27 protein-coding genes are annotated in these 23,479 nt (G+C 73.4%); 10 read left to right on the top strand and 17 right to left on the bottom strand.

Annotation, left to right across the window (positions count from 1 at the left end):
- Position 1: 1 nt before the first annotated feature.
- Both HPC71_RS05845 and HPC71_RS05840 read right to left on the bottom strand, forming a co-directional pair.
- Positions 2 to 277 (bottom strand): MoaD/ThiS family protein, encoded by a 276-nt coding sequence (locus tag HPC71_RS05845; protein ID WP_154616718.1) that lies wholly within the window; start codon positions 275 to 277, stop codon positions 2 to 4.
- 69 nt (positions 278 to 346) lie between these two features.
- Positions 347 to 781, bottom strand: a complete 435-nt coding sequence (locus HPC71_RS05840; protein WP_171896292.1) for a M67 family metallopeptidase — start codon at positions 779 to 781, stop codon at positions 347 to 349.
- 84 nt (positions 782 to 865) lie between these two features.
- Here HPC71_RS05840 and gdhA point away from each other — a divergent pair, with 84 nt between their 5' ends.
- Positions 866 to 2,212 carry an NADP-specific glutamate dehydrogenase gene (gene gdhA, locus HPC71_RS05835; RefSeq protein WP_154616719.1) on the top strand — a complete coding sequence of 449 codons (1,347 nt, stop codon included), beginning with the start codon at positions 866 to 868 and terminating at the stop codon, positions 2,210 to 2,212.
- Between the two features lie 113 nt (positions 2,213 to 2,325).
- Here gdhA and HPC71_RS05830 read toward each other — a convergent pair whose 3' ends face one another.
- From HPC71_RS05830 to clpS, 3 genes are read right to left on the bottom strand one after another with little or no spacing between them, the layout of a single operon-like run.
- Positions 2,326 to 2,793 (bottom strand): NUDIX hydrolase, encoded by a 468-nt coding sequence (locus HPC71_RS05830; protein WP_171896290.1) that lies wholly within the window; start codon positions 2,791 to 2,793, stop codon positions 2,326 to 2,328.
- A gap of 55 nt (positions 2,794 to 2,848) precedes the next feature.
- The gene (locus HPC71_RS05825; protein WP_171896288.1) at positions 2,849 to 3,439 is read right to left on the bottom strand and encodes a DUF2017 domain-containing protein; all 591 of its coding nucleotides are present in this window, start codon (positions 3,437 to 3,439) and stop codon (positions 2,849 to 2,851) included.
- Positions 3,436 to 3,732, bottom strand: coding sequence for an ATP-dependent Clp protease adapter ClpS (gene clpS, locus HPC71_RS05820; RefSeq protein WP_171896287.1), 297 nt, complete (start codon positions 3,730 to 3,732; stop codon positions 3,436 to 3,438). Before clpS ends, HPC71_RS05825 begins: the two co-directional genes overlap by 4 nt.
- Positions 3,733 to 3,771: 39 nt before the next feature.
- On the opposite strand from clpS, the gene HPC71_RS05815 reads away from it, so the two are divergent.
- The 5 genes from HPC71_RS05815 (at position 3,772) to HPC71_RS05795 (ending at position 8,430) form a co-directional block, all read left to right on the top strand.
- Entirely contained in the window at positions 3,772 to 5,106 is a 1,335-nt protein-coding gene (locus HPC71_RS05815; RefSeq protein WP_257866250.1) for a nicotinate phosphoribosyltransferase, read from the top strand.
- A gap of 9 nt (positions 5,107 to 5,115) precedes the next feature.
- Positions 5,116 to 5,673, top strand: coding sequence for an isochorismatase family protein (locus HPC71_RS05810; RefSeq protein WP_154616722.1), 558 nt, complete (start codon positions 5,116 to 5,118; stop codon positions 5,671 to 5,673).
- A complete protein-coding gene (locus HPC71_RS05805; RefSeq protein WP_230084594.1) occupies positions 5,666 to 6,460 on the top strand; it encodes an enoyl-CoA hydratase-related protein in 795 nt (264 codons plus the stop codon). Before HPC71_RS05810 ends, HPC71_RS05805 begins: the two co-directional genes overlap by 8 nt.
- Before the next feature lie 210 nt (positions 6,461 to 6,670).
- Entirely contained in the window at positions 6,671 to 7,180 is a 510-nt protein-coding gene (locus HPC71_RS05800; protein WP_154616723.1) for an ArsR/SmtB family transcription factor, read from the top strand.
- Positions 7,177 to 8,430 (top strand): MFS transporter, encoded by a 1,254-nt coding sequence (locus tag HPC71_RS05795; protein WP_253943915.1) that lies wholly within the window; start codon positions 7,177 to 7,179, stop codon positions 8,428 to 8,430. Before HPC71_RS05800 ends, HPC71_RS05795 begins: the two co-directional genes overlap by 4 nt.
- Before the next feature lie 16 nt (positions 8,431 to 8,446).
- Here HPC71_RS05795 and HPC71_RS05790 read toward each other — a convergent pair whose 3' ends face one another.
- Together HPC71_RS05790 and hppD are read right to left on the bottom strand one after the other, a co-directional pair.
- Positions 8,447 to 8,971, bottom strand: coding sequence for a DUF1697 domain-containing protein (locus tag HPC71_RS05790; RefSeq protein WP_253943914.1), 525 nt, complete (start codon positions 8,969 to 8,971; stop codon positions 8,447 to 8,449).
- Positions 8,972 to 9,017: 46 nt separating this feature from the next.
- Positions 9,018 to 10,244 carry a 4-hydroxyphenylpyruvate dioxygenase gene (hppD, locus tag HPC71_RS05785; RefSeq protein ID WP_154616725.1) on the bottom strand — a complete coding sequence of 409 codons (1,227 nt, stop codon included), beginning with the start codon at positions 10,242 to 10,244 and terminating at the stop codon, positions 9,018 to 9,020.
- An 83-nt stretch (positions 10,245 to 10,327) separates the two neighbouring features.
- Between hppD and HPC71_RS05780 the strand changes: the two genes are divergently transcribed.
- Positions 10,328 to 10,861 carry an Lrp/AsnC family transcriptional regulator gene (locus HPC71_RS05780; RefSeq protein WP_171896285.1) on the top strand — a complete coding sequence of 178 codons (534 nt, stop codon included), beginning with the start codon at positions 10,328 to 10,330 and terminating at the stop codon, positions 10,859 to 10,861.
- 101 nt (positions 10,862 to 10,962) lie between these two features.
- On the opposite strand, the gene HPC71_RS05775 is transcribed toward HPC71_RS05780, so the two are convergent.
- The 5 genes from HPC71_RS05775 to HPC71_RS05755 form a co-directional block, all read right to left on the bottom strand.
- Positions 10,963 to 11,610 (bottom strand): IclR family transcriptional regulator, encoded by a 648-nt coding sequence (locus HPC71_RS05775; RefSeq protein WP_171896283.1) that lies wholly within the window; start codon positions 11,608 to 11,610, stop codon positions 10,963 to 10,965.
- Between the two features lie 41 nt (positions 11,611 to 11,651).
- Positions 11,652 to 13,340 (bottom strand): DEAD/DEAH box helicase, encoded by a 1,689-nt coding sequence (locus tag HPC71_RS05770; protein ID WP_230084614.1) that lies wholly within the window; start codon positions 13,338 to 13,340, stop codon positions 11,652 to 11,654.
- 143 nt (positions 13,341 to 13,483) lie between these two features.
- The gene (locus HPC71_RS05765) at positions 13,484 to 13,756 is read right to left on the bottom strand and encodes a DUF3039 domain-containing protein (protein WP_171896282.1); all 273 of its coding nucleotides are present in this window, start codon (positions 13,754 to 13,756) and stop codon (positions 13,484 to 13,486) included.
- A 46-nt stretch (positions 13,757 to 13,802) separates the two neighbouring features.
- A complete protein-coding gene (locus tag HPC71_RS05760) occupies positions 13,803 to 14,360 on the bottom strand; it encodes a YqgE/AlgH family protein (RefSeq protein WP_257866251.1) in 558 nt (185 codons plus the stop codon).
- A 68-nt stretch (positions 14,361 to 14,428) separates the two neighbouring features.
- Positions 14,429 to 14,995, bottom strand: coding sequence for a hypothetical protein (locus tag HPC71_RS05755; RefSeq protein WP_154616728.1), 567 nt, complete (start codon positions 14,993 to 14,995; stop codon positions 14,429 to 14,431).
- A gap of 131 nt (positions 14,996 to 15,126) precedes the next feature.
- On the opposite strand from HPC71_RS05755, the gene HPC71_RS05750 reads away from it, so the two are divergent.
- Complete coding sequence (locus HPC71_RS05750) at positions 15,127 to 15,819, top strand: TetR/AcrR family transcriptional regulator (RefSeq protein WP_154616729.1); 693 nt, start codon at positions 15,127 to 15,129, stop codon at positions 15,817 to 15,819.
- Positions 15,820 to 15,837: 18 nt separating this feature from the next.
- On the opposite strand, the gene HPC71_RS05745 is transcribed toward HPC71_RS05750, so the two are convergent.
- From HPC71_RS05745 to HPC71_RS05730, 4 genes are all read right to left on the bottom strand, one after another.
- The gene (locus HPC71_RS05745; RefSeq protein WP_171896278.1) at positions 15,838 to 16,851 is read right to left on the bottom strand and encodes a DUF3048 domain-containing protein; all 1,014 of its coding nucleotides are present in this window, start codon (positions 16,849 to 16,851) and stop codon (positions 15,838 to 15,840) included.
- Between the two features lie 148 nt (positions 16,852 to 16,999).
- Positions 17,000 to 17,767, bottom strand: coding sequence for an SDR family NAD(P)-dependent oxidoreductase (locus HPC71_RS05740; RefSeq protein WP_154616731.1), 768 nt, complete (start codon positions 17,765 to 17,767; stop codon positions 17,000 to 17,002).
- 73 nt (positions 17,768 to 17,840) lie between these two features.
- Positions 17,841 to 18,266 carry an HIT family protein gene (locus HPC71_RS05735; RefSeq protein ID WP_154616732.1) on the bottom strand — a complete coding sequence of 142 codons (426 nt, stop codon included), beginning with the start codon at positions 18,264 to 18,266 and terminating at the stop codon, positions 17,841 to 17,843.
- Entirely contained in the window at positions 18,266 to 19,765 is a 1,500-nt protein-coding gene (locus HPC71_RS05730; RefSeq protein WP_154616733.1) for a M15 family metallopeptidase, read from the bottom strand. Before HPC71_RS05730 ends, HPC71_RS05735 begins: the two co-directional genes overlap by 1 nt.
- A gap of 146 nt (positions 19,766 to 19,911) precedes the next feature.
- Here HPC71_RS05730 and HPC71_RS05725 point away from each other — a divergent pair, with 146 nt between their 5' ends.
- Together HPC71_RS05725 and HPC71_RS05720 are read left to right on the top strand one after the other, a co-directional pair.
- A complete protein-coding gene (locus tag HPC71_RS05725) occupies positions 19,912 to 21,375 on the top strand; it encodes a DUF1800 domain-containing protein (protein WP_171896277.1) in 1,464 nt (487 codons plus the stop codon).
- 8 nt (positions 21,376 to 21,383) lie between these two features.
- A complete protein-coding gene (locus tag HPC71_RS05720; protein WP_154616735.1) occupies positions 21,384 to 22,661 on the top strand; it encodes a DUF1501 domain-containing protein in 1,278 nt (425 codons plus the stop codon).
- A 23-nt stretch (positions 22,662 to 22,684) separates the two neighbouring features.
- Here HPC71_RS05720 and pstB read toward each other — a convergent pair whose 3' ends face one another.
- Positions 22,685 to 23,464 (bottom strand): phosphate ABC transporter ATP-binding protein PstB, encoded by a 780-nt coding sequence (gene pstB, locus HPC71_RS05715; RefSeq protein ID WP_154616736.1) that lies wholly within the window; start codon positions 23,462 to 23,464, stop codon positions 22,685 to 22,687.
- Positions 23,465 to 23,479: the final 15 nt, after the last annotated feature.

The raw sequence follows: 23,479 nt of genomic DNA, 5'->3' as shown, positions 1-23,479 counted from the left end.
CTCAGCAGCCGCCCGCGACGGCGGGCAGCACGACGACCTGGTCGCCGTCGGCGAGCGGGGCCTCGAGGCCGCCGATGAAGCGGACGTCCTCGTCGTTGATGTAGACGTTGACGAACCGGCGCAGGTCGCCGTTGTCGATCAGGCGGTCCTTGATGCCGGGGTGGCTCGCCTCCAGGTCGTCGATCAGCGCGCTCAGGCTGGCACCCTCACCGGTCACGGCCTTCTCGCCGTCGGTGTAGGTGCGCAGGATGGTCGGGATTCGGACCTCGATGGCCATGGTTCGTCGGACTCCTCGATGGGGCTGGTGCGGGGCTGGTGCGGGGGTCTTGCTGGGTCTCGTGCGGGTCTAGCGGGTGGGAAGCTCGGGGACGACCGCGACCTCTTCCTCGGTCACCTCGCCGTCCACGATCCTGTACGACCTGAACTCCACCGGGCCCTCGTTATTCCCGTGCTCGCGGGTGCTCACGAGCACGTAGTGGGCGCCGGGCTCGCTGGCCAGGCCGATGTCGGTGCGGCTGGGGTAGGCCTCGGTCGCGGTGTGGGAGTGGTAGATCACCACCGGCTCCTCGTCGCGGTCCCACATCTGCTTGTAGAGCTCGAGCAGCTCGGTGGAGTCGAACTCGTAGAACGTCGGGCTCCCCGCCGCGTTCACCATCTCCACGACCCGCTCGGGGCGGTCGCTGCCCTCGGGGCCGGCGACGATGCCGCAGGCCTCGTCGGGGTGGTCGCGCTTGGCGTGCCGGACGATGGCGTCGTACGTCGCCTGGTCGATGGTGAGCACGGAACCAGGGTAGGCGGTGGCGTCCGCATGGCGGACAACGTGCCCGGTCCCCGGACCCGCGGGAGCGCTCCCTACCCTTGGACCATGGACATGTTGGACCCCATCCTCCAGCCGCACTACGAGACGGTGCTCGCCCGCAACCCCGGCGAGGGCGAGTTCCACCAGGCGGTCCTGGAGGTCCTGGAGTCGCTCGGCCCGGTCGTGCGCAAGCACCAGCACTACGTCGACGAGGCCGTCATCGAGCGGCTCTGCGAGCCCGAGCGGCAGCTGATCTTCCGCGTGCCGTGGACCGACGACCAGGGGCGGGTCCAGATCAACCGCGCGTTCCGCGTGGAGTTCAACTCCGCGCTCGGCCCCTACAAGGGCGGCCTGCGCTTCCACCCGTCGGTCTACCTCGGGATCGTGAAGTTCCTCGGCTTCGAGCAGATCTTCAAGAACGCGCTGACCGGCATGCCGATCGGCGGCGGCAAGGGCGGCTCGGACTTCGACCCCAAGGGCCGCAGCGACGCCGAGGTCATGCGCTTCTGCCAGTCGCTGATGACCGAGCTCTACCGCCACCTCGGTGAGTACACCGACGTCCCCGCCGGCGACATCGGCGTCGGCGGCCGCGAGATCGGCTACCTCTTCGGGCAGTACAAGCGGATCACCAACCGCTACGAGTCCGGCGTGCTCACCGGCAAGGGCCTCTCCTACGGCGGCTCGCAGGTGCGCACCGAGGCCACCGGCTTCGGCACCGTCTTCTTCACCGAGGAGATGCTCAAGACCTCCGGCCGGTCGCTGTCGGGCCGCCGGGTCGTCGTCTCCGGCTCCGGCAACGTCGCGATCTACGCCGCACAGAAGGCCGCCGACCTCGGCGCGCAGGTCGTCGCGTGCTCGGACTCCTCGGGGTACGTCGTCGACGAGGCCGGCCTCGACCTCGCCCTGCTCAAGCAGGTCAAGGAGGTCGACCGCGCGCGGCTCTCGGCCTACGCCGACCAGCGCCCCGGCGCGTCGTACGTCGCCGGCGGCCGCGTCTGGGACGTCCCCTGCGAGGTGGCGCTCCCCTGCGCGACCCAGAACGAGCTCGACGGCGAGGCCGCCCGGACCCTCGTCGGCAACGGCGTGCTCGTCGTCGCCGAGGGCGCGAACATGCCGTGCACCCCCGAGGCCACCCGCGTCTTCCAGGACAAGGGCGTGCTCTTCGCGCCGGGCAAGGCCGCCAACGCCGGTGGCGTGGCCACCAGCGCGCTGGAGATGCAGCAGAACGCCTCGCGGGACTCCTGGTCCTTCGCCCACACCGAGGAGCGGCTGCGCGAGATCATGGTCGGCGTCCACGAGCGCTGCGCCAGCGCCGCCGACGAGTACGGCGCCCCCGGCAACTACGTCGCCGGCGCCAACATCTCCTCGTTCCTCCAGGTCGCCGACGCCATGCTCTCCCTCGGCGTCGTCTGAGGCCCGCTACCTGCCCAGGGGATAGTCACGGACGGATAGTCACGGACGTTCCTGTCCGTCGGCGGGGTAGTCACGGACGTTCTGGTCCGTGACTACCCCGCCGGCGGGTCGGCTCAGGTGAGGAACCGGGCGGCGACCTCGTCGGAGAGGCCGGCATCGATGCGGGCGCGCATCCAGTCCTGCATGGGCGGGAGGTCGCGGATCGGCCACCAGCGGACGTCGGTGTTCTCGTCGTCGGCCGGGTACGGCTCGCCGGAGACCCACGAGCAGGCGAAGGTGATGTCGAGGTAGACCCCCTGGTCGCCGTTGGGGTGGGTGATCCTCGGGCTGACGCTGACGGCGGCGAGCCGGTCGACGGTGATCTCGACGCCGGCCTCCTCGAGCGCCTCGCGCCGGGCCGCGACGGCCGGCTCCTCGCCGGGGTCGACGATGCCGGTCACCGGCGCCCAGCGGCCGTTGTCGACGCGCTCGGTCAGCAGGATGTCGTCGCCGCGGCGTACGACCGCAGTGACCGCCGGCAGCCACAGCTCACGGGTGCCGACCAGCGCGCGGAGCTCGACGACGAAGGGTGGGATCGGCACGCGGGCGAGTCTCCCAGCCGGGAGCCCGCGCAGCCAGCCGGCCGTCAGCCGGCCGTCAGCGCCGCGCGGTCAGCGCCTCGACGAGCGTCTCCTGGAGGTAGCCGACCCACTCGTAGATGTCGTGGGCCTGCGCGCGCGGGTCGTCGTCGGGCAGGGCGTACCAGTACTCCTCGTCGCCGTCCTCGACGCCGAGGCGGGTGGCCAGGGCGAGCCGGATGTCGGTGAAGGAGCGCATCCAGGTCTCGGCCGTCGGCTCGTCGAGCTCGACGTCGATCATCAACCCGTCCTCGGTGAGCTCGTCGGGGAGGCCGGCCTCCTCGAGGGCGTCGATGATCGTCGCGGCGGCGCGGGCCTTGCCGTCGCGCAGCGTGCCCTCGGTGTAGCGGCGGAACTCGCCGGCCGCCTCGGGGTCGTCGCGGTAGGCGGTCGGGAACAGCCGCGCGAGCACCGGGTCCTCCGGCTCGACGGTCGGCCCGGAGAAGTCCATCATCGCCTCGAACGGGTCCTGGTCGTCCTGCGGGACGGCCGCCTCGTTGCGGAGCAGCTCGACGAGCTGGGAGGCCAGCGAGCGCAGCAGGTCGGCCTCGAAGCCGGTGAAGTTGGCGATGATCCGCCCGCTGCGACGGTGCCGTGCGAAGCCGCTCACTCCGAGCGGTCCATCGTCGCCCACAGCCCGTACTCGTGCATCGCCTGCACGTCGCGCTCCATCTCCTCGCGGGTCCCCGAGCTGACGACCGACCGGCCGTCCTCGTGGACCTCCATCATCAGCTTCTCGGCCTTGGCCTTGTCGTAGCCGAAGTACTTCTGGAAGACGTAGGTCACGTAGGACATCAGGTTGACCGGGTCGTTCCACACGATCGTGACCCACGGCTTCGCAAGGAACGTGATCTCGTCGGGGGTGGTGGTCGGCTCGACCTCGACAGGACTGGCGGCGGACACCCGTCCATGGTGTCACAGCGAAGCGGGCACCCTAGTCACGTGACCCCCTCGACAGCCGGCTCGACCGCCCCCTCGACGGCCCCCTCGACGGCCCCCTCGACGGCGCTGCTCACCGACCACTACGAGCTGACGATGCTCCAGGCCGCGCTCGCGGCGGGGACGGCCGACCGACGCTCGGTCTTCGAGCTGTTCCCCCGGCGCCTGCCGGAGGGCCGGCGGTACGGCGTCGTGGCCGGCGTGGGCCGGGCGCTCGACGCGCTCGAGGCGTTCCGGTTCGACGCCGAGGTGCTCGCGGTGCTCGAGGACGTGGTCGACGAGCCGACCCGGGAGTGGCTGGCGTCGTACCGGTTCTCCGGCGACGTGTGGGGCTACCCCGAGGGCGAGACGTACTTCCCGCACTCCCCCCTGGTCGTCGTGGAGTCGACCTTCGCCGAGGCGGTGCTGCTGGAGACGCTGCTGCTCTCGATCTACAACCACGACTCCGCGATCGCCTCGGCGGCCTCGCGGATGACGATGGTCTCCTGCGAGCGGCCGTGCCTGGAGATGGGCTCGCGGCGCACCCACGAGGAGGCCGCGGTGGCGGCCGCGCGGGCGGCGTACGTCGCCGGCTTCGCCGGCACCTCCAACCTCGCCGCCCGGCAGCGGTACGGCGTGCCCACCTCGGGCACCTCGGCGCACAGCTTCACGCTGCTGCACGACACCGAGGCCGACGCGTTCCGCGCACAGGTCGCCAGCCTCGGGGCGGGCACCACCCTGCTCATCGACACCTACGACATCGCCGAGGCGGTCCGGGTCGGTGTGGAGGTCGCGGGGCCGGGGCTCGGCGCGGTGCGGCTGGACTCCGGCGACCTGGGCTCGCTGGCCCAGCAGGTCCGCGACCAGCTCGACTCCCTCGGCGCGACGGGCACCCGGATCATCGTCACCAGCGACCTCGACGAGTACGCCATCGCGGCGCTCGCCGCGGCGCCGGTCGACGGGTACGGCGTCGGCACCCAGCTGGTCACCGGCTCGGGGCACCCGACCAGTGGGTTCGTCTACAAGCTGGTGGCCCGCGAGGGCGAGGACGGCGCGATGGTGCCGGTGGCCAAGCGCAGCACCGACAAGATCTCCTACGGCGGCCGCAAGTACGCCCTGCGCCGCCGCGGCCGGTCCGGCACCGCCGAGGCCGAGGTCGTCGGCACCGGGCAGGTGCCCGCGAACGACGGCGACGACCGCGAGCTGCTCGTCCCGCTCGTGCGCGACGGCGAGGTCGTCGGCCGCGAGCCGCTCGAGGCCGCCCGCGAGCGGCACCTGCGCTCGCGGGCCGAGCTCCCGCTCGCCGCCCAGCAGATGTCGCGCGGCGAGCCGGTGATCCCCACGATCCGTCTCGACTAGCCTCGCGCCATGGCCCGTGCACTGCTCGTCGTCGACATCCAGAACGACTTCTGCGAGGGCGGCTCGCTGCCCGTGGTCGGCGGCGCGCAGGTCGCGCGCGACGTGACCACGCTGCTCCGCGCGCGGCGTGGGGACTGGGCGCACGTGGTCGCCACCAAGGACCACCACCGCGATCCGGGCGACCACTGGTCGAGCGACCCCGACTTCGTGGACTCCTGGCCGGTGCACTGCGAGGTCGGCACCACCGGCGAGGAGTTCCACCCCGAGCTGGACGCGAGCGGCTTCGAGGCGGTCTTCCGCAAGGGCGAGCACGCGGCGGCGTACTCCGGCTTCGAGGGGCGCGCCGAGGACGGCCCGGGCCTCGCGGACTGGCTGCGCGAGCGCGGGGTCAGCGAGGTCGACGTCTGCGGGATCGCGACCGACCACTGCGTGCGCGCCACGGCGCTGGACGCCGCCGCGGCAGGCTTCGCCACGCGGGTGCTGCTCGACCTGTGCGCGGGCGTCGCGCCCGCCACCACCGAGGCGGCGCTCGGCGAGATGCGTGGGGCGGGTGTCGAGGTTGCCTGAGTCGACTGGGTCGCCGGACTCCCCCTCCCCCGAGGTCCGCGTCGAGGTCGCCGACGGCGTGCTGCGGCTGACGATGGACCGCCCGCGGGCGCTCAACGCCCTCACCCCCGACATGCCCTCGCTGATGGCCGCCGAGATCGAGCGCGCGACGGCCCGCGACGACGTCCGGGTCGTGGTGCTGACCGGGACCGGCCGGGCGTTCAGCACCGGCGCGGACATCTCCGGGAAGTACACGATCGACGAGACCTCGATGGACACCGCGAACCGGTGGATCCGCGCGATCACCACCTGCGACAAGCCGGTCGTGGCCGCGGTCAACGGCGTCGCGGCCGGGGTCAGCTGCTCGGCCGCGCTGGCCTGCGACCTGGTCGTCGCCGCGGAGTCGGCCTCGTTCCTGCTGCCCTTCGCCAACATCGGGCTGATGGTCGACGGTGGCGCGTCCGCGACCGTCGCGGCCGCGATCGGCCGGGCCCGGGCGATGCGGATGGCGCTGCTCGCCGAGCCCCTGCCGGCCCGCACGGCGTACGACGTGGGGCTGGTCAGCCACCTCGCGCCCGACGACTCCTTCGCCGCCGAGGTCGACGCCCTCGTCGCCCGCCTCGCCGCCGGTCCGCCGCTCGCGCTGGCCGCCAGCAAGAAGGCCGTGAACGCCGCCACCCTCACCCAGCTCGAGCCCGCCCTCGAGCGCGAGAAGTCCGGCCAGACGGTCCTGCTCCGCACCGCCGACGTCGTCGAGGGTGTCGTCGCCTTCGCCGAGCGCCGTCCGCCCGTCTTCCGCGGGGAGTGATCCGCCGGGGCTCCACCGCCGCACCGCCGGTCATGTAACGCACCGTTCGCCGCTGTAACGCACCGTTCGCCCATCTACCTGCACGCTGCAACGTGCAGGAAGAGCAGCGAACGGTGCGTTACATGACCCGCCGCAGCCGACCCCCCAACAAGTGCTTGACGGTGGATTCGATGATGCACCAGACTCCCCAATGAGCCTTGGGAGGTCACCATGGACGAGCCGGTCCAGGCACTGCGGGCAACCGCGCACCCGCTGCGGCTGCAGATGCTGTCGCTGCTGACCGGGGCCGAGATGAGCGCCGCCGAGGTGGCGCGCGAGCTCGGCATCACCCACGCCAACGCGTCGTACCACCTGCGCGTGCTGGCCCGGGCCGGCGAGGTGGAGGAGGCCGGCGAGGTGCGGGTCCGCGGTGGGACCGCCAAGCGCTACCGCCACCCCTGGCGGAGGGGCCAGTCCACCGAGGAGCCGGAGGACCGGCAGACCCGCGCGATCGAGGTCCGGGCGATGACCCAGGAGCTGGTACGCCGCTGGGGGTCGCGCCGCCGCGGCCGCGCGCAGCTCTGCGACGCCGAGCTGTGGGTGAGCGACGAGGTCTGGGCCGAGGCGCTGGCGCTCGTCGAGCAGGCCGCCGCGCTGGTCCACGAGCACGCCCAGCCGCCCCGCACCGAGGGCACGAGCAAGGTCGCGCTGACCATCGCGGCGTTCGGGATGGAGTCGTGAGCGACCGGCCGGGGATGCTCGATCCGCTGCGCGAGCGCAGCTTCCGCTTCTACTTCCTCAGCCGCTCGGTCAACCTGGTCGGCACCACGATGGCCGGCATCTCGCTGGTCTTCGCGGTCCTCGAGGTCAGCGACTCCCCCACCGCCCTGGGCACCGTGCTGGCAGCGCACTCGATCCCGATGGCGGTCTTCCTGCTCGCCGGCGGGGTGATCGCCGACCGGTTCGGGCGCACCCGCGTCATCCAGGCCTGCAACGTCCTCGCCGGCCTGACCCAGCTGGCGATCGCGGCGCTGGTCATCAGCGGCGCCGCCGAGATCTGGCACCTCGTCGTGCTGACCGCCCTCAACGGCACGGTCGCCTCGATCAGCATGCCGGCGCTCGCGGGCATCGTCCCGGCGCTCGTCCCCCGCGACCAGCTCCAGCCGGCCAACGTGCTGCTCTCGCTGATGCGCAGCTCGATGACGATCCTCGGGCCCTCGGTCGCCGGCGTCCTCGTCGTCGCCGTCGGGCCGGGCTGGGCGCTGGCGGTCGACGGGGCGACGTACCTCCTCGCCGCGGCACTGCTGCTCGGCGCGCGGATCCCGCCCCGGGAGCGGATCGGCGAGCAGGAGTCGATGCTCCCCGAGCTCCGCGAGGGCTGGCAGGTCTTCACCGGCACCCGCTGGCTGTGGGTGGTCGTCCTGGGCTTCATGGTGCTCAACGCCCTCGAGCAGGGCGCGTTCAACACCCTCGGGCCGGTGCTGGCCAAGGGCAGCGCGATCGGCGAGCACGGCTGGGGCCTGATCCTCTCCGCCGAGGCGGCCGGCTTCCTCGTGATGGGCCTGGTGCTCTCCCGGGTGCGCCTCCAGCGGCCCCTGCTCTGGGGCATGCTCGGGATGGGTCTCTACGGCCTGCCGATGGTCGCCCTCGGGACCACGACCGAGACCGCGGTCGTCATCGCCGCGGCGTTCGTCGGCGGCATGGGCGTGGAGGTCTTCTCCCTGGGCTGGAACCTCGCCATGCAGGAGAACATCGCCGACGACATGCTCTCCCGCGCCTACTCGTACGACGCCCTGGGCTCGTTCGTCGCGATCCCGGTGGGCCAGCTGGCGTTCGGTCCCCTCGCCGTGGTGTTCGGGCTCCAGCAGACGATCCTCGTCGCGGGGCTGGTCTACCTCGTGGTCGTCGCCCTGGTGCTCACCTCGCGCGCGGTGCGCACCCTGCCGCGGGCCGCGGCCCCGGGGACCGTCGGCGCCGCGCCGGTCGGCTGACCGCGCCGCGCGCCCCTCAGCACCACTTCTCGACGAGCGTCCGCACGACCGTCAGGTTGCGGTTGGTGGCGACGCCGAGGTGCTTCTCGACGGTGGCGTTGCCGAGCCGGGTCTGGTGGTAGGCCGTGTCGAGCATGAGGTGGACGGCGCGCCCGCCCACCTTCGCGACCGCCTCGGCCGAGCTCAGCTCCTCCACGCGCCGGACGACCTCCGGCGAGGGCTCCTGCTTGAGGAAGGAGACGTAGTGCGCGCCGTCGTGGCCGAAGGCCTCGGCCCGCTCGGCCACCTCGCGCAGCTCGGCCGGGGTGAGCACGATCGTCGGCACCTCGAAGCCGGCGCGCTCCGCGAACGCCTGCTCCAGGGCCGCCTCCACCTTCGCGCGCGAGCGCAGCGGGCAGTCGAAGCGGACGTTGCCGGTGTTGATGTGCGTGCGGACGTCGGTCCACCCGAGGCCCTCGACCGCGGCCACGATGTCGTCCTTGGGGAACTTCCGCTTCGCGCCCAGGTTGATCGCGCGCAGGAAGGCGAGGTACGTCGTCACGCGCCCATCCTGCCCACCCTGTCGACCCGGCCGCTCCCCCATCGCGTCACAGGTTGCCGCGTGCCTCCTGCTCGCGCTCGATGGCCTCGAAGAGCGCCTTGAAGTTGCCCTTGCCGAACCCCAGCGAGCCGTGCCGCTCGATGAGCTCGAAGAAGACCGTCGGGCGGTCGCCGACCGGCTTGGTGAAGATCTGCAGCAGGTAGCCGTCCTCGTCGCGGTCCACCAGGATCCGGCGCGCCTTGAGCTCCTCGATCGGCACCCGCACCTCCCCGATCCGGGCCCGCAGCTCGGGGTCGTCGTAGTAGGAGTCGGGGGTGTCGAGGAACTCCACGCCGTGGGCGCGCATGACGTCGACGGTGCGCAGGATGTCGTTGGTCGCGAGCGCGATGTGCTGGCAGCCGGCGCCGTCGTAGAACTCGAGGTACTCATCGATCTGGGAGCGCTTCTTGGCGATCGCCGGCTCGTTCAGCGGGAACTTCACCCGGTGGTTGCCGCTCGCCACGACCTTCGACATCAGCGCGGAGTAGTCGGTGGCGATGTCGTCGCCGATGAACTCGGCCATGTTCGCGAAGCCCATCACCCGGTGGTAGAAGTCCACCCACGCATCCATCCGGCCGAGCTCGACGTTGCCGACGCAGTGGTCGACGGCCTGGAACAGCCGCTTCGGGTGACCCTCGGGCCGGACCAGCGTCGAGGTGCGGGCGACGTACCCGGGCAGGTAGGGGCCGGCGTACCGCGAGCGGTCGACGAGGGTGTGGCGGGTCTCGCCGTACGTCGCGATCGCCGCGATCCGCACGGTGCCGTGCTCGTCGGACTCGTCGTGGGGCTCGACCAGCACGGTCGCGCCGGAGGCCCGCGCGTGCTCGATGCAGGCGTCCACGTCGGGCACCTCCAGCGCGAGGTCGACCACGCCGTCTCCGTGGCGCCGGTGGTGGTCGAGCACGGGGCTGTCGGGGGTCACGCCGCCGGTGAGCACGAAGCGGGCGCTGCCCGAGCGGAGCACGTAGGACTTCGAGTCGCGGCACCCGGTCTCCGGCCCGCGGTAGGCCTCGAGGTCCATGCCCAGCGCCAGCTGGTACCAGGCCGCGGCCTGGGTCGCGTTGCCGACGACGAAACCGATCGCGTCCATCGCGGTCACCGGGAACGGGTCGCGGCTCGCGTCGTACTCGACCAGGCCGACCAGCTCGCGCAGCTGCTCGAGGGTGAGGTCGGCCTTGAGCTCGTCGGCGGTGAGCGCGCCGCCGGTGGTGGGGCTGTCCTGGGTGGTCGTCATGCCGCGCAGCGTGGCCCGCGCCACACAACCTGTGCAATCGTGGCCCGCAGGAGTGGACAACCTGCCCAGCGGGAGGGGCCGACGTGGACGAGCTGGACGGCAGGTTGCTCGCCCTGCTGCGCGAGGAGCCGCGGGTCGGCGTGCTCGAGGCCTCCCGGCGGCTCGGCGTCGCCCGCGGCACCGTGCAGGCGCGGCTGGACCGGCTGGTCGCCCGCGGCGTGGTGACCGGCTGGGGGCCCGAGCTCGAGCCGGCCGCGCTGGGCTACCCCGTCACCGCGTTCCTGAGCCTGGAGATCCAGCAGGCCCCGTCCGACGCCTCGACCACGAGCGGGACCACCGGCGGGACCACCGGCGGGCACGACGCCGTCGCCGCGCACCTCGCCACGATCCCCGAGGTGCTCGAGGCGCACACCACCACCGGCGCCGGCGACCTGGTCGCCCGGGTCGTGGCCCGCTCCAACACCGACCTCCAGCGGGTCATCGACGCGGTGCTCGCCTCCGACGCGGTCGTCCGGTGCTCGACCACCATCGCGCTGGCCACCCAGGTGGCGTACCGGACCCTTCCGCTGGCGCTCGCGGCGGCCGGGCGGCCGGAAGGTTCATCGGCCGGCCGATGAAGCTGGCGGTTGGCCGCTGAAGTTTCATCGGCCAACCGGGAGTTCCGTCGGCCGGCCGATGAAACGTCGAGGCGGCCGCCCCACGTCCAGGCAGCCGAGGCTCAGGCCGTCCGTAGCCGCTCGGCCACCTCGAGCGCGGCGTCGAGGACGCGCGGGCCGACCCGGTCGGCGTCGAGGTCGCCGAGGGTGACGATACCGACGCTCGCCTCGAGCCCGTCGACGCCGAGGACCGGGGCGGCGAGACCGCGGGCGCCGGCCTGGAGCTCCCCGGAGGTCGCGCACCACGACGGCCGCTCGGGGTCGCGGTCGCGGCCGAGCAGGATCGCGCGGCCGGCGGCACCCTGGCCGAGCGGGTGGCGCGACCCGACGCGGTAGCCGACGTGGAAGTCGGTCCACGACGGCTCGACGACCGCCAGCGCCAGCGCCTCCTCCCCCTCGGCCACCGTCAGGTGGGCGGTGCACCCGACCGCCTCGGCGAGCGAGCGCAGCACCGGCGCGGCCAGGTCGCGCAGCACCGGCTGCACCGCGGAGGCCAGGTGCAGCACGCCGAGCCCGACGTGGAGCCGCCCGCGGCCGTCGCGGCGGACGAGGGCGTGCTGCTCGAGGGTGCTCACGAGCCGGTACGCCACGGTGCGCGGCACGTCGAGGCGGGCGGCGGTCTCGGTCACCGTGAGCCCGTCGGGCGCCGCGGCGAGCAGGCCGAGCAGCCGCACGCCGCGGTCGAGGGTCTGGGAGATCTCGGCCGGCACGCCCCCAGCCTAGGGACCGGGTGGCGCCGGGGTGGCCGGACTCAGGAGCTCTTGCGGGTGGCGGCCCACTCCCGGATCCGGTCGATCCGGGCGTGCAGCTGCTCGGCGTTGGCGACCGCGGCGGCCGGGCCGCCGCACTCCTTGCGCAGCGCGGCGTGGGTGATGCCGTGGGCCTGGCCGGTGCGGTGGTGCCAGGCCGCGACCAGCCCGTTGAGCTCGCGGCGCAGCACGGCGAGCTGCTCGTGGGTGCTCAGCTGCGCGACCGTGTCGCCCGCGACCTCGGCCGGGGTGGCGACCGCCTTCTGCTTGCGGGCGCGGTCGCTCTGGCGCTGGCGCAGCAGCTCGCGCATCTGGTCGGGCTCGAGCAGGCCGGGGATGCCGAGGAAGTCCATCTCCTCCTCCGACCCGACGTGCACCTCCCCCGCGTGGCCCCACTCGCCGCCGTCGAAGAGCACCCGGTCGAAGCGGGCCTCGGAGCCGAGCGCCTCAAAGGACATCTCGAGCTCGGCCGAGGCGGACTCGCTCTCGTTGGCGCGGGCGAGCAGCTCGTCCTCGGCAGCGAAGATGTCGCCCTCGTCGGAGACCTTGCGGCCCAGGACGTGGTCGCGCTCGACCTCCATCTCGGAGGCGAAGCCGAGCAGCGAGGGCACCGAGGGCAGGAAGACCGACGCGGTCTCGCCGCGGGCCCGGGCGCGCACGAAGCGGCCGACGGCCTGGGCGAAGAACAGCGGCGTGGAGGTCGTGGTCGCGTAGACGCCCACGGCCAGCCGCGGGACGTCGACGCCCTCGGAGACCATCCGGACCGCGACCATCCACCGGTCCTCGCTGGCGGTGAAGGCCGAGATCTTCTTCGAGGCCAGCTTCTCGTCCGAGAGCACGACCGTCGGGGACTCCCCGCTGATCTGCTTGAGCAGCTTGGCGTAGGCGCGGGCGCTGTCCTGGTCGGTGGCGATGACCAGGCCGCCGGCGTCGGGCACGTGGCGACGTACCTCCGAGAGCCGCTTGTCGGCCGCAGCCAGCACCGAGGGCATCCACGAGCCCTGCGGGTCCAGCGCGGTGCGCAGGGCCTGGTTGGTGAGGTCCTTGGTCAGCGGCTCGCCGAGCCGCGCGGAGATCTCGTCGCCGGCGCGGGTGCGCCACTGCATGTCACCGGAGTACGCCATGAACAGCACCGGCCGCACGACGTGGTCGGCCAGGGCGTGGGCGTAGCCGTAGGTGTAGTCGGCCACCGAGCGCGGGATCCCGTCGGGGCCCGGCGCGTAGGTGACGAACGGGATCGGGTTGATGTCGGAGCGGAACGGCGTGCCGGTCAGCGCCAGGCGCCGCGCCGCGGGCTCGAAGGCCTCGCGGACGCCCTCGCCCCACGACAGCGCGTCGCCGGCGTGGTGGACCTCGTCGAGGATCACCAGCGTCTTGAACCGCTCGGCCCGGATCCGCATCGCCAGCGGGTTGACCGAGACGCCGGCGTACGTCACCGCGACGCCGACGTAGTCACCGGAGGTCTTGCCCTTGCCGGCGGCGTACGTCGGGTCGATGGGGATCCCCGCGCGGCCCGCGGCCTCGGCCCACTGCAGCTTCAGGTGCTCGGTCGGGGCGACCACGATGATCCGCTCGACGATGCGCCGGCCGAGCAGCTCGGCGGCCACCGACAGCGCGAAGGTCGTCTTTCCCGCGCCGGGGGTCGCCACGGCGAGGAAGTCGCGCGGCTGCTCGGCGAAGTACTTGGCCATCGCCGCCTTCTGCCAGGCGCGCAGCGAGGGCGCCGTGCCCCACGCCGCCCGCTCGGGCCACGCCGGGCTGAGGGCGGGCACCAGCGTCGGGTCCTCGACGGTGCTGCTGGTCTGGCGGGCGGTCGGGCGGTCGTGCCGTCCGCTCACTCGTCGTCCGAGCCGTCGCCGCGCATGCTCTCCCAGGCTTCCTTGCACTCAGGGCAGACCGGGAACTTCTCCGGCGCGCGGCTCGGCACCCAGACCTTGCCGCACAGGGCGACGACGGGGGTGCCCATCACCATCGCCTCGGTGAGCTTGTCCTTCTCGACGTAGTGCGAGAAGCGCTCGTGGTCACCGTCGTCGGTGGGGACGGTGCGACGGTCCTCCCGGACCCTCTCGTCTACGGCGGTGCCGGTCCCGAATCCGATCTGGCTCACGGGACCCAGACTACGTCAGGTGACCCCCCGGAGGGCCACTCGCGGGTCAGTTGAGGTCGGGGTCGACCGGTCGCGTGGCGTGCCAGGCCAGCTCCCCGGGCTGGCGGCGGAGCACGTCGCGCACCAGGCCGGTCGGGTCGCCCCGGAAGACGTCGCCGACCTCACCCGGCACGACGTACCAGCTGCCCTCGGCGACCTCCGCCTCGAGCTGGCCGGCGCCCCACCCGGCGTACCCGGCGAAGATGCGCAGGCCCTCGAGGGTGTCCTCGACGAGCTCGACGGGCGTGTCGAGGTCGAGCAGGCCCAGACGGCCCTCGACCGGCCGGAAGCCGACCGGGGCGGCGTCGGCGTCGCGCAGCAGCGCCACCGCCAGCGCGCCCTCCGTGCCGACCGGGCCGCCCTGGAAGAGCACCTCGGGCTCGGCGACGACGTCGGCCCAGGCGCCGAGGACGTCGGCGACGGCGACCGGCGTGGGCCGGTTGACGACCACGCCGAGCGCGCCGTCGTCGTCGGCGTCGAGGAGGAGCACGACGGCGTCGACGAAGTTGGGGTCGAGCAGGGCAGGCGTGGCCACCACCAACATCCCCGCTCGCAGCTCGCTCACGTCTCCACTATCTCGCACGGGTACGACACCCGGGGCGGCCCGGGGTGCCGTCGGCCGCCCGGGGACGCTCAGGCGGCGAGCGCCGCGCGGAGCCGGCCGAGGCGGTGGCGCAGGGCGGGCCGGAGGCCGGCCTCGCGCACCTCGCTGGAGGAACGGGCCGCCGCGATCACGGCGTCGAGGGCCCGGGCGCGCTGCTCGATGCGGGCGCCGGTCTCTGCGGCCAGGGCGGCGCCGCGGCTGTCGTGGACGCTGGCGCGCCCGGCCATGATGGCGAGCAGGATGTGCTCCTTGCGGGTCGCCTTCGCGATCGCCTCGGCCATCGCGGCGTCCACCGGCTGCTCGCGGTAGTGGTCGAGGATCGCGCGGATGCCCGGCAGCTCCTCGGCCATCGCCCGCCACGCCGTGATGACCGCGCCCTCCAGGTCCAGCGGCTGGTGCATCAGCTCGCGCTCGATGCGGCCGGCCAGCCGGGTGTGCCAGCGCAGCGACAGGGCGCCGTACAGCGCCAGCTCGTCGCCGAAGGTCTCGCGCACCCCCGCCAGGTCCATCGGCAGGAGGCCGTCGCGGCGGCGGTCGGCGATGCGGATGACGGAGCGCAGGATCTCTCCGCGGTGGTGAAAGGACGTCCAGGTCATGGTCAGCTCCTCGTCGGGGCGCTCACATACCGTGAGTACGTACTCAAGGTACGAACACATACCTGCGGTATGCAACGGTCCCCGGGGGTGATCCGCGCCACCCCGGGCGACGGCACACCTAAACTGCCGGGATGCCCCCGAAGCCGCGTGTCTCCAAGCTGGTGCCGAAGGTCCCCGGCGTCACGGGCACCAGTCGTCGCCAGCAGTACTCCGCCTCCACCAAGAAGGCCCTGGTCGACGTGGCGGAGGAGCTGTTCACCGATCTCGGGTACGCCGCGGCCTCGCTCGACTCGATCGTCGCCGGCGCGCAGGTGACCAAGGGCGCGCTCTACCACCACTTCAGCGGCAAGCAGGCGCTCTTCGAGGCCGTCTTCGAGCGGGTGGAGACCGACTCCTCCCGCGCCATCCAGAAGGCGCTGCGCAGCAAGAAGGACCCGTGGGAGAAGGCGCTGGCCGGCCTGCAGGCCTTCCTCGCGGTCGTGCAGGAGCCGCGGTACCGCCGCATCGTCATCCAGGAGGGCCCCTCGGTCCTCGGCTACGAGCGCTACCGCGAGCAGGAGGAGCGCTCGACGTTCGCCAACGTCCTCGACATCGTCCGGGCGGTGCTCAGCGCCGGCACGTGGGAGCTGGACGAGGACATGCTGCAGACCTTCGCCCGGATCTTCTTCGGCGCGATGTCCTCGGCCGGCGAGTCCGTCTCGAGCTCGGAGGACCCAATCGCCGCCGCCGAGCGCGTCCAGACCGCGATCGCGTTCATCCTCCAGGGCTTCCAGGCCCTCGCCGACGCCGGCGTGCCGCTGCCCGGCGCCACCGACCCGGCCTGAAGGCCGGCCGGAAAGGCGTCAGCGGCTGAAGGTCACGTTCCCGGTCTCGCGCGGCACCAGCTCGATCCAGGTGTGGCCGGCGGGGACCGTGAGCTCGCCCTGCTTGGTCGACAGCTCGATGGGGGCGTCGAGGGCCTTCTTCGACCAGGTGCCGCGGACCATCCGGCCGCCGTGGAAGAGCATCGCCTCGCCCTTGCCCTCGAGCTTGGTCTCGGGGACGGGGTTGCCGGCGGGGTCGGCGTAGCCGGCGTCGCCGACCTCCACGCGCAGCACCAGGACGGAGTCGGCGGGGAACTCGTCGCCGTCGGCGGCGTAGCTGCCCTCGTTGACGTAGCCGCCGTCGCGGTAGACCCAGCTGGTGGTGTGGGCGCCGCCGAAGCTCGCAGCCAGGCTGCTCGCCGGCTTGCCCTTCGGCAGGTCCTCGGGCGCGCCCCACGACAGGTAGTCCGCCGGGCGGTCGCCGCCCTCGGTGAGGGTCGCGGTCTCGGTCATGTCGGTGAACAGGTTGTACGGCGCGCTGCGGCCGCTCGCGCGGTAGAAGCCCTTGGCTCCCTCGCCGAAGAACTCGATGCCTGCGCCCTTGATCCGCTTGATGGTGATCGGGGCCGCGCCGCTGGTCACCATCGCGGCGTCGGCCGGGCTGACGATGCCGATGTCGCTGGCCCGCATGGAGCGGACCGGCCCGGCGTCGTCGGGGATCTCGGAGTAGTAGAAGGCCGCGAGGCGGGTCATCCCGCCCTCCACGAGCTCCTCGACGACCAGGTCGGCGGAGCCGAGGCCGACCTGGGGGGCGCTGGAGGAGGTGTTGTCCATCTTCAGCACCAGCACCGGGTGGTCCTGGGTGGCGGAGTCGTCGCCCTTGACCGGGAGCCCGGTCAGCGGCCAGGTCGAGGCGAGGGTGGAGCCCGCGCTGGTCTCCTGCGGGTCGGTGCCGCCGTCCTCCTCCGAACCCCCGCCGCCGCCACAGGCGGACAGGACGAGGGCGGTCGCGGCGAGGGTGGTGACGAGGGCGCGGGACCGGGTGCGGCGCACGGCGGGCTCCAATGCAGGTGGGGATTGACTAGTGGATCGATCGACTAAGAGCGACGCGCTCCAGTGTGGGGCGCAGCGGGACGGCGGGCGCGGAGGCGCGCCAGGGGCGGGGAGGCGTCGGGCGCGACGTCTCCCCGCCGGTGGCGGGTCAGCCGAGCTTGGCGCCGCCGTCGACGTACAGGGTCTGGCCGGTGATGTAGGAGGCCTCGTCGGAGGCCAGGAACGCCACCGCGGCCGCGATGTCCTCGGGGAAACCGACCCGGCGCACCGGGTTGGCCTCGGCGTTGAGCTTGCGGAACTCCTCGACGTCCATCTTCAGCCGGGCGGCGGTGGCGTCGGTCATCTCGGTGGCGATGAAGCCCGGCGCGACGGCGTTGGCGTTGATCCCGAACGGGCCGAGCTCGATGCCCAGGGTGCGGGTGAAGCCCTGCACGCCCATCTTCGCCGCGGAGTAGTTGGCCTGGCCGCGGTTGCCCAGCGCCGAGACGCTGGAGAGGTTCACGATCTTGCCGTACTTCTGCTCCACGAAGTGCTTCTGAGCGGCCTTGGTCATGAGGAACGCACCCTTGAGGTGGACGTTCATGACCAGGTCCCAGTCGTCCTCGGACATCTTGAACAGCAGGTTGTCGCGGGTGATCCCGGCGTTGTTGACCAGGATGTGGATCCCGCCCAGCTCGGTCACGACCCGCTCGACCGCGGCGTCGACGGACGCGCCGTTGCTGACGTCAGCGCCGATCCCGACGGCCTTCGCGCCCTCGACCAGCGGCAGCCTCGCTGCCGCCTCGGCCGCGGCGGACTCGTCGAGGTCGATGATCGCGACCGACGCACCCTCCTCGGCGAAGCGCGTGGCGGTGCCGAACCCGATCCCGCGGGCGGCTCCGGTGACGACGGCGACACGCCCGTCGAATCGACCCATGACTCACTCCTGATGCTCGGTGACTGGTGTCCGGGGTGGACAGCAACACGCTACGACAGGGCCAGGGACGGGGTCAGGCCAGGGCCGCACGCAGCCTGGCGGCGTACGCCGCCCGCTCGGCGAGGTCGTCGTAGCGGTGCCGTGGCCAGAAGAACCCGCGCAGGCCGTCGCCCTTGGTGCGCGGCACGACGTGCAGGTGCAGGTGCGGCACGGACTGGCTCACCACGTTGTTGATCGCCACGAACGACCCCTGCGCGCCCAGCGCATCGACGACCGCGGTCGCGAGCCGCTGGGCGTGGGCGAGGAAGGGGTCGCGCAGCGGGGCGGGCAGGTCGGGCAGGGTCACGACGTGCTCGCGCGGGACGAGCAGCACGTGGCCCTTGAAGACCGGGCGCTGGTCGAGGAACGCGACGAAGTCGTCGTCCTCGAGCACGCGGTCGGCCTCGGTCTCCCCCGCGACGATCGCGCAGAAGACGCAGGCCCCCGTCGTGCCGGCCATCAGTGGCACACCGCCGTGCCGCAGGCCCGCTCGACGGGCGCCGGGAGGGCCCGGCCGGTGCCGCCGCGGGCGTCGAAGTGGTGGCTGTCGGAGCGGCCGTAGGTCCAGCTCAGGCCGTGGGCGGCCATCAGCCGGACGAACGGGTGGCTGGGCGATCGCCAGGCGACCCGGGGGTGGGAGCGGCCGACCCACCAGCCGTTCGGGGTCCAGCCGTGCGAGGCGCGGTAGGGGTTCTCCCACGGGTTGACGTCCAGGGAGCGGCCGTAGGAGTGCGGCGAGCGGACGCCGGGGCGGCCCACGACCCAGCGGCAGTTGAAGGCCGAGGTGTTGCCGGCCGCCATCGACCCGTAGTCGTCGGCGCCCTGGAGCCGTTCGGACCAGCCGAACCGGTCGACGCGGTACATCGAGCGGATCGGGAAGCGCCGCTCGTGCATGGCGGCCAGCGCGCGGCCGATCCGGTCGGCCGCGGAGGCGGCGGCGACCACCTCGCCGCGGTAGCGGTACCCGTCGTACCCCCAGTAGTTGACGCGGACCAGGCGGAGGCCGGCGCGGCCGACCGGGCAGCCGGGGCGCCAGCTGCGCCCCACCATCGAGCGCCAGACCCCGTCGGGGATCGGGCCGACCCGCAGCTGCGGGCCGGCGCCGGCGGCCCGCGCCTGGCGGGGCAGGGTGACCCGCGGCCGCGGCGCACCCTGCGGCAGGACGACCGGCTCGCCGGGCGGGACGTTGTCGATGCGGTGCACCGCGCTCGTCGCGCGGCCCGCCCAGGGGGTGCCGGTGGCGGTGGCCCGCCAGGCCGTGTCATGGCGCGGCCGCACGAGCACCTCGGCGCGCCCCTCGGCGTCGGTGACCAGCGTGCGCGCCAGCGTCCAGGCTCCCCCGCGGACCTTGCGGAAGAGCCGCACCCGGGCGGCGACCGCCTCGCCCGCCCCGGTCCGCCAGACCACCCGGACCGGCACCCGCCGCTCGTCGACGACCTGCTCCGGCCCGCGGACGCGGACCCTGCTGGTGTGCCGGACCAGCGCCGCGGTGACCGGCCCCGCTGCCGCGGAGGCGTACGTCGCGTCGCCGGCGAACCCGGCGCGGAACACGTTGTCGGCGGGGTCCCGTTCGAGCACCGCCGTCGCCGCGGCGCGGCCGGTCGCGTCGGTGGTCACCGTGGCCACCGCCGTCCACGCGCCGCCGACCCGCCGCTCGAGGGTGACCGGCGCGCCGGCCACGGGGCTGCCGTCCGCGGCGGAGCCGTCCGCGGCGGAGGCGAGCGTGGCGATCAGCTCGGTCGGCCGGCCGGCGTACCGCGCGGGGGCGCTCAGCGTGAGCACCGTCGCCCCCGGACCACCCGGACCACCCGGACCACCCGGGTCGGCCGCGGCCGCGGCCGCGGGGCCGGCCGGCCCCACCACCGCCAGCCCGGCCACGGCCAGGATCAGGATCGACACGGAGGTCCAGCAGCGCCCGAGCATGCCCGGGATCATGCCGTGGCCGAGGCCCCGGATCATCCCAGCCCCCGGCCCGACCACGGCCCGACCCCGGCCCGGTCGCCGTCCGACACTGTCCGCTCGATCACGGTTCGGTGAAGCCGCCACGCGGCCCGGCGCGGGGGCCCAGACTGCTCCGCGGGGGATTCCGTCCGGGAGGGAATCACGTGTCCGACCATGCACGCCGCGCTGCGGCGTACACACCGCTGCCCGTGCTCGAGCCGGCGGCCCACCACCTGGTCTCGCGGTTCAGCTACGGGGTCACGCCCGCGCTGACGAAGACCGTGCGCGCCAAGGGCCACCTCGCGTGGTTCGAGGGCCAGCTGCGCCCGGCGAAGGTCCAGGACCGCCCCGGCGACGCGCTCGCCGGCTGGTGGCCCGACCTGTCGCGGACCCCGCTGGAGCTGTGGACCCGCCAGGTCACGGGGGTGCGCGGCGGCTGGGAGGTGATGCGCGACTACGGCTCGTGGCTGCTGGCGCGCCGGCACACCAGCAACCGCCAGGTGCTGGAGGTGATGACGGAGTTCTGGGAGAACCACCTCCACGTCCCGGTCACCTCTGATGGCCACTTCACCTGGCGGGTGCGGTACGGCGCGCTGATCCGGCAGCACGCGCTCGGTCGCTTCGACCGGATGCTCGTCGCGGCCGTCACCCACCCCGCGATGCTGCTGCACCTCGACGGGGCCCGCTCGACCGCGGAGGCGCCGAACGAGAACCTCGGCCGCGAGCTGCTCGAGCTCTTCACCGTCGGCCGCGGCCGCTACACCGAGGCCGACGTCAAGGACTCCGCGCGGATCCTCACCGGCTGGCACGTCGACACCAACGACACCTGGCAGGCGCTCTACGTCCCCGAGCACCACAGCACCGGCCCGGTGCGGGTGGGGACCTTCCGCGACCCCAACCGCTCGCGCGACGGCCGGGCGATGACCCGCCGCTACCTCACCCACCTCGCCCGCCACCCCGACACCGCCGCCCACCTGGCGCGGAAGCTGGCGGTGGCGTTCGTCAGCGACGACCCGCCGGCGGCCCTGGTGCGCAAGCTGGCGCGGGTCTACCTCCAGCACGACACCGCGATCGTGCCGGTGCTGCGCGCGCTGGTGCGCTCCCCCGCGTTCCGCGCGGCCGCCGGCGCCAAGCTGCGCGACCCGTCCGCGGACGTCGTCGCGACCTACCGCGCGCTCGGGGTCCGGCTCCAGAAGCCGGCCAGCAGCTCCTCGGCGACCGCGGCGATGCTGAGCTCGACCGGCTCGCTCGGCCTGACCACCGGCACCTGGCCGCGACCCGACGGCGCGCCGATCACCAACGCCGCCTGGTCGACCCCGCTGCGCGTGCTCGCCTCGGTCGACCTGCACTGGTCGATGGCCCACCGGTCCTGGCCGACCAAGGAGCTGGTGCACCGCGCCCCGGCGGCCTACCTCCCTCCGCTGCCGGTCACGCTGCGCCAGCTCGTCGACCACGCCAGCCGGATCGTGCTCGGCAAGCCGGCGCCGGCGTACCTCGTCGAGGCCTGCGCGCTTGCCACGGGCTTCCCCGCCACCGAGGTCGTCACCGCGGAGCACGCGATCGTCAAGCACCACCTCTCCCGGGTCCTCGCGACCCTCCTCGACTCCCCCGACCACTACGCCCGGTGAGGCCCGCGATGACCACCCCGACCTCCACCCCCACCCCCTGCTGCGAGGAGTACGCCGCCGGGCGGCTCGGCCGCCGCACGCTGCTCAGGTCGGCCGGCCTCGGCGCGGCACTCCTCGGTGCCACGACGACCACGTTCGGCTCGACCGTCCTCTCCTCGGCCCCCGCGGCGGCCGCCGAGCCCGGCGCCGCCCCCTGGGCGCTGGTGGTCGTGTCGCTGCGCGGCGCGGCCGACGGGCTCTCCCTCGTCGTGCCGCACGGCGACCCGGCCTACTACCAGGCGCGGCCGCGGATCGCCGTGCCCGCCGAGCGGCTGCTCCAGGCCGACGCGATGTTCGGCCTCCACCCCGCGCTCGAGCCGCTCGTCCCGCTGTGGGCCGCGGGGCGGATGGCCGCGGTGCAGGCCGCGGGCCTGCCCGCGCCCAACCGCTCGCACTTCTCGGCGATGGAGGAGGTCGAGGAGGCCGCGCCCGGCTCCCGCACCCGCTCGGGCTGGTTGAACCGGTTGCTCGGCACCGACGCCGACACCTCGCCCCTCCAGGGGCTGAGCATCGGCACCCGCCCGACCGCGCTGGTCGGCGCCGAGCCGACGATGGCGATGTCGGCGAACGTGGGCAGCATCCGGGTCGCCGGCGCCGCGACGCTCGCGCCGACGGACCGGCGGATCGCCTCGCTGGAGCGGATGTGGGGCGGGCGCACCACCGGCCTGGGCCCGGGCATGCGCTCGGCGCTGGACGCCGTGGGCCGCTTCGCGCCGGTGCGCGAGACCGCGGACCCGGCGACGTCCTACCCCGCCACCGACCTCGGCCGGGCGCTGGCCACCGTCGCCCGCACCGTCCGCGGGGACGTCGGCTCCTCGGTGTTCACCGTCGACCACGGCGACTGGGACATGCACACCGACATCGGTTCCTCCACCGGCGGCTGGCTGTTCAACAACGCCCGCTCGCTGGCGCAGGCGGTCGCCGCGTTCTTCGCCGACCTCGGCCCGCTCGGGGACCGGGTCACCCTGGTGACGGTCAGCGAGTTCGGCCGGCGCACGGTCGAGAACGCCGAGAAGGGGCTCGACCACGGCTGGGGCAACGCCATGCTGCTCGCCGGGGCCGGGGTCAAGGGCGGCTACCACGGCCGGTGGCCGGGCCTGACGGTCTCCGGCGACGCCGACCTGGTGGTGACCACCGACTACCGCTCGGTGCTCGCCGAGGTCGTCACGCGGCGTACCGGCGCATCGACGGCCGCGGTCTTCCCCGGCTTCGCACCCGAGCGGGTCGGGGTGATGGCCGGCGCCTGACGCCGACCCACCCGGGCGCGTCCTCAGCCGAAGCGGCCCGAGATGTAGGCCTCGGTCGAGGGGTCGTCGGGGTTGGCGAAGACCTTGCTGGTGGCGTTGAACTCCACCAGGTGGCCGGGCTGGCCGGCCGCCTTGAGGTTGAAGAAGCCGGTGTCGTCGGAGACGCGCGCGGCCTGCTGCATGTTGTGGGTGACGATGACGATCGTGTAGTCGGACTTCAGCTCGTGGATGAGGTCCTCGATCGCGGAGGTCGAGATCGGGTCGAGCGCCGAGCACGGCTCGTCCATGAGCAGCACCTGCGGCTCGACCGCGATCGCCCGGGCGATGCACAGGCGCTGCTGCTGGCCGCCGGAGAGGCCCATGCCGGGCTTGCCGAGGCGGTCCTTGACCTCGTTCCAGAGGTTGGCGCCGCGCAGCGACTTCTCCACGATGTCGTCGGCCTCGGACTTCTTCATCCGCTTGGCGTTGAGCCGGTTGCCGGCCAGGACGTTCTCGTAGATCGACATCGTCGGGAACGGGTTGGGCCGCTGGAAGACCATGCCGATCTGGCGCCGGACCGCGACCGGGTCGACCGAGGGGTCGTAGAGGGACTGCCCGTCGACGACGACCTTGCCCTCGACGCGGGCCCCGGGGATCACCTCGTGCATCCGGTTCAGCGAGCGCAGGAAGGTGGACTTGCCGCACCCGGAGGGGCCGATGAAGGCGGTCACCGCGCGGGCGCGGATGGTCATGTCGACGCCCTCGACGGCGAGGAAGTCCCCGTAGTAGATGTTCAGGTCGGAGATGTCGATGCTCTTGGCCATGGCTGTGTGTCCTTG

Source organism: Nocardioides marmotae, assembly GCF_013177455.1.
Classification (GTDB): Bacteria; Actinomycetota; Actinomycetes; order Propionibacteriales; family Nocardioidaceae; genus Nocardioides; species Nocardioides marmotae.
The sequence above is the reverse complement of the archived record's forward strand: the minus strand, read 5'-3'. Positions and strand labels throughout refer to the sequence as shown.

Bases quoted from the DNA above. Each gene is read 5' to 3' on its own strand.
- HPC71_RS05845 (WP_154616718.1), bottom strand. From the start codon at position 277: ATGGCCATCGAGGTCCGAATCCCGACCATCCTGCGCACCTACACCGAC.
- gdhA (WP_154616719.1), top strand. From the start codon at position 866: ATGGACATGTTGGACCCCATCCTCCAGCCGCACTACGAGACGGTGCTC.
- HPC71_RS05810 (WP_154616722.1), top strand. From the start codon at position 5,116: ATGGCCCGTGCACTGCTCGTCGTCGACATCCAGAACGACTTCTGCGAG.
- HPC71_RS05800 (WP_154616723.1), top strand. From the start codon at position 6,671: ATGGACGAGCCGGTCCAGGCACTGCGGGCAACCGCGCACCCGCTGCGG.
- hppD (WP_154616725.1), bottom strand. From the start codon at position 10,244: ATGACGACCACCCAGGACAGCCCCACCACCGGCGGCGCGCTCACCGCC.
- HPC71_RS05770 (WP_230084614.1), bottom strand. From the start codon at position 13,340: ATGGCCAAGTACTTCGCCGAGCAGCCGCGCGACTTCCTCGCCGTGGCG.
- HPC71_RS05755 (WP_154616728.1), bottom strand. From the start codon at position 14,995: ATGACCTGGACGTCCTTTCACCACCGCGGAGAGATCCTGCGCTCCGTC.
- HPC71_RS05750 (WP_154616729.1), top strand. From the start codon at position 15,127: ATGCCCCCGAAGCCGCGTGTCTCCAAGCTGGTGCCGAAGGTCCCCGGC.
- HPC71_RS05740 (WP_154616731.1), bottom strand. From the start codon at position 17,767: ATGGGTCGATTCGACGGGCGTGTCGCCGTCGTCACCGGAGCCGCCCGC.
- HPC71_RS05735 (WP_154616732.1), bottom strand. From the start codon at position 18,266: ATGGCCGGCACGACGGGGGCCTGCGTCTTCTGCGCGATCGTCGCGGGG.
- HPC71_RS05730 (WP_154616733.1), bottom strand. From the start codon at position 19,765: ATGATCCGGGGCCTCGGCCACGGCATGATCCCGGGCATGCTCGGGCGC.
- HPC71_RS05720 (WP_154616735.1), top strand. From the start codon at position 21,384: ATGACCACCCCGACCTCCACCCCCACCCCCTGCTGCGAGGAGTACGCC.
- pstB (WP_154616736.1), bottom strand. From the start codon at position 23,464: ATGGCCAAGAGCATCGACATCTCCGACCTGAACATCTACTACGGGGAC.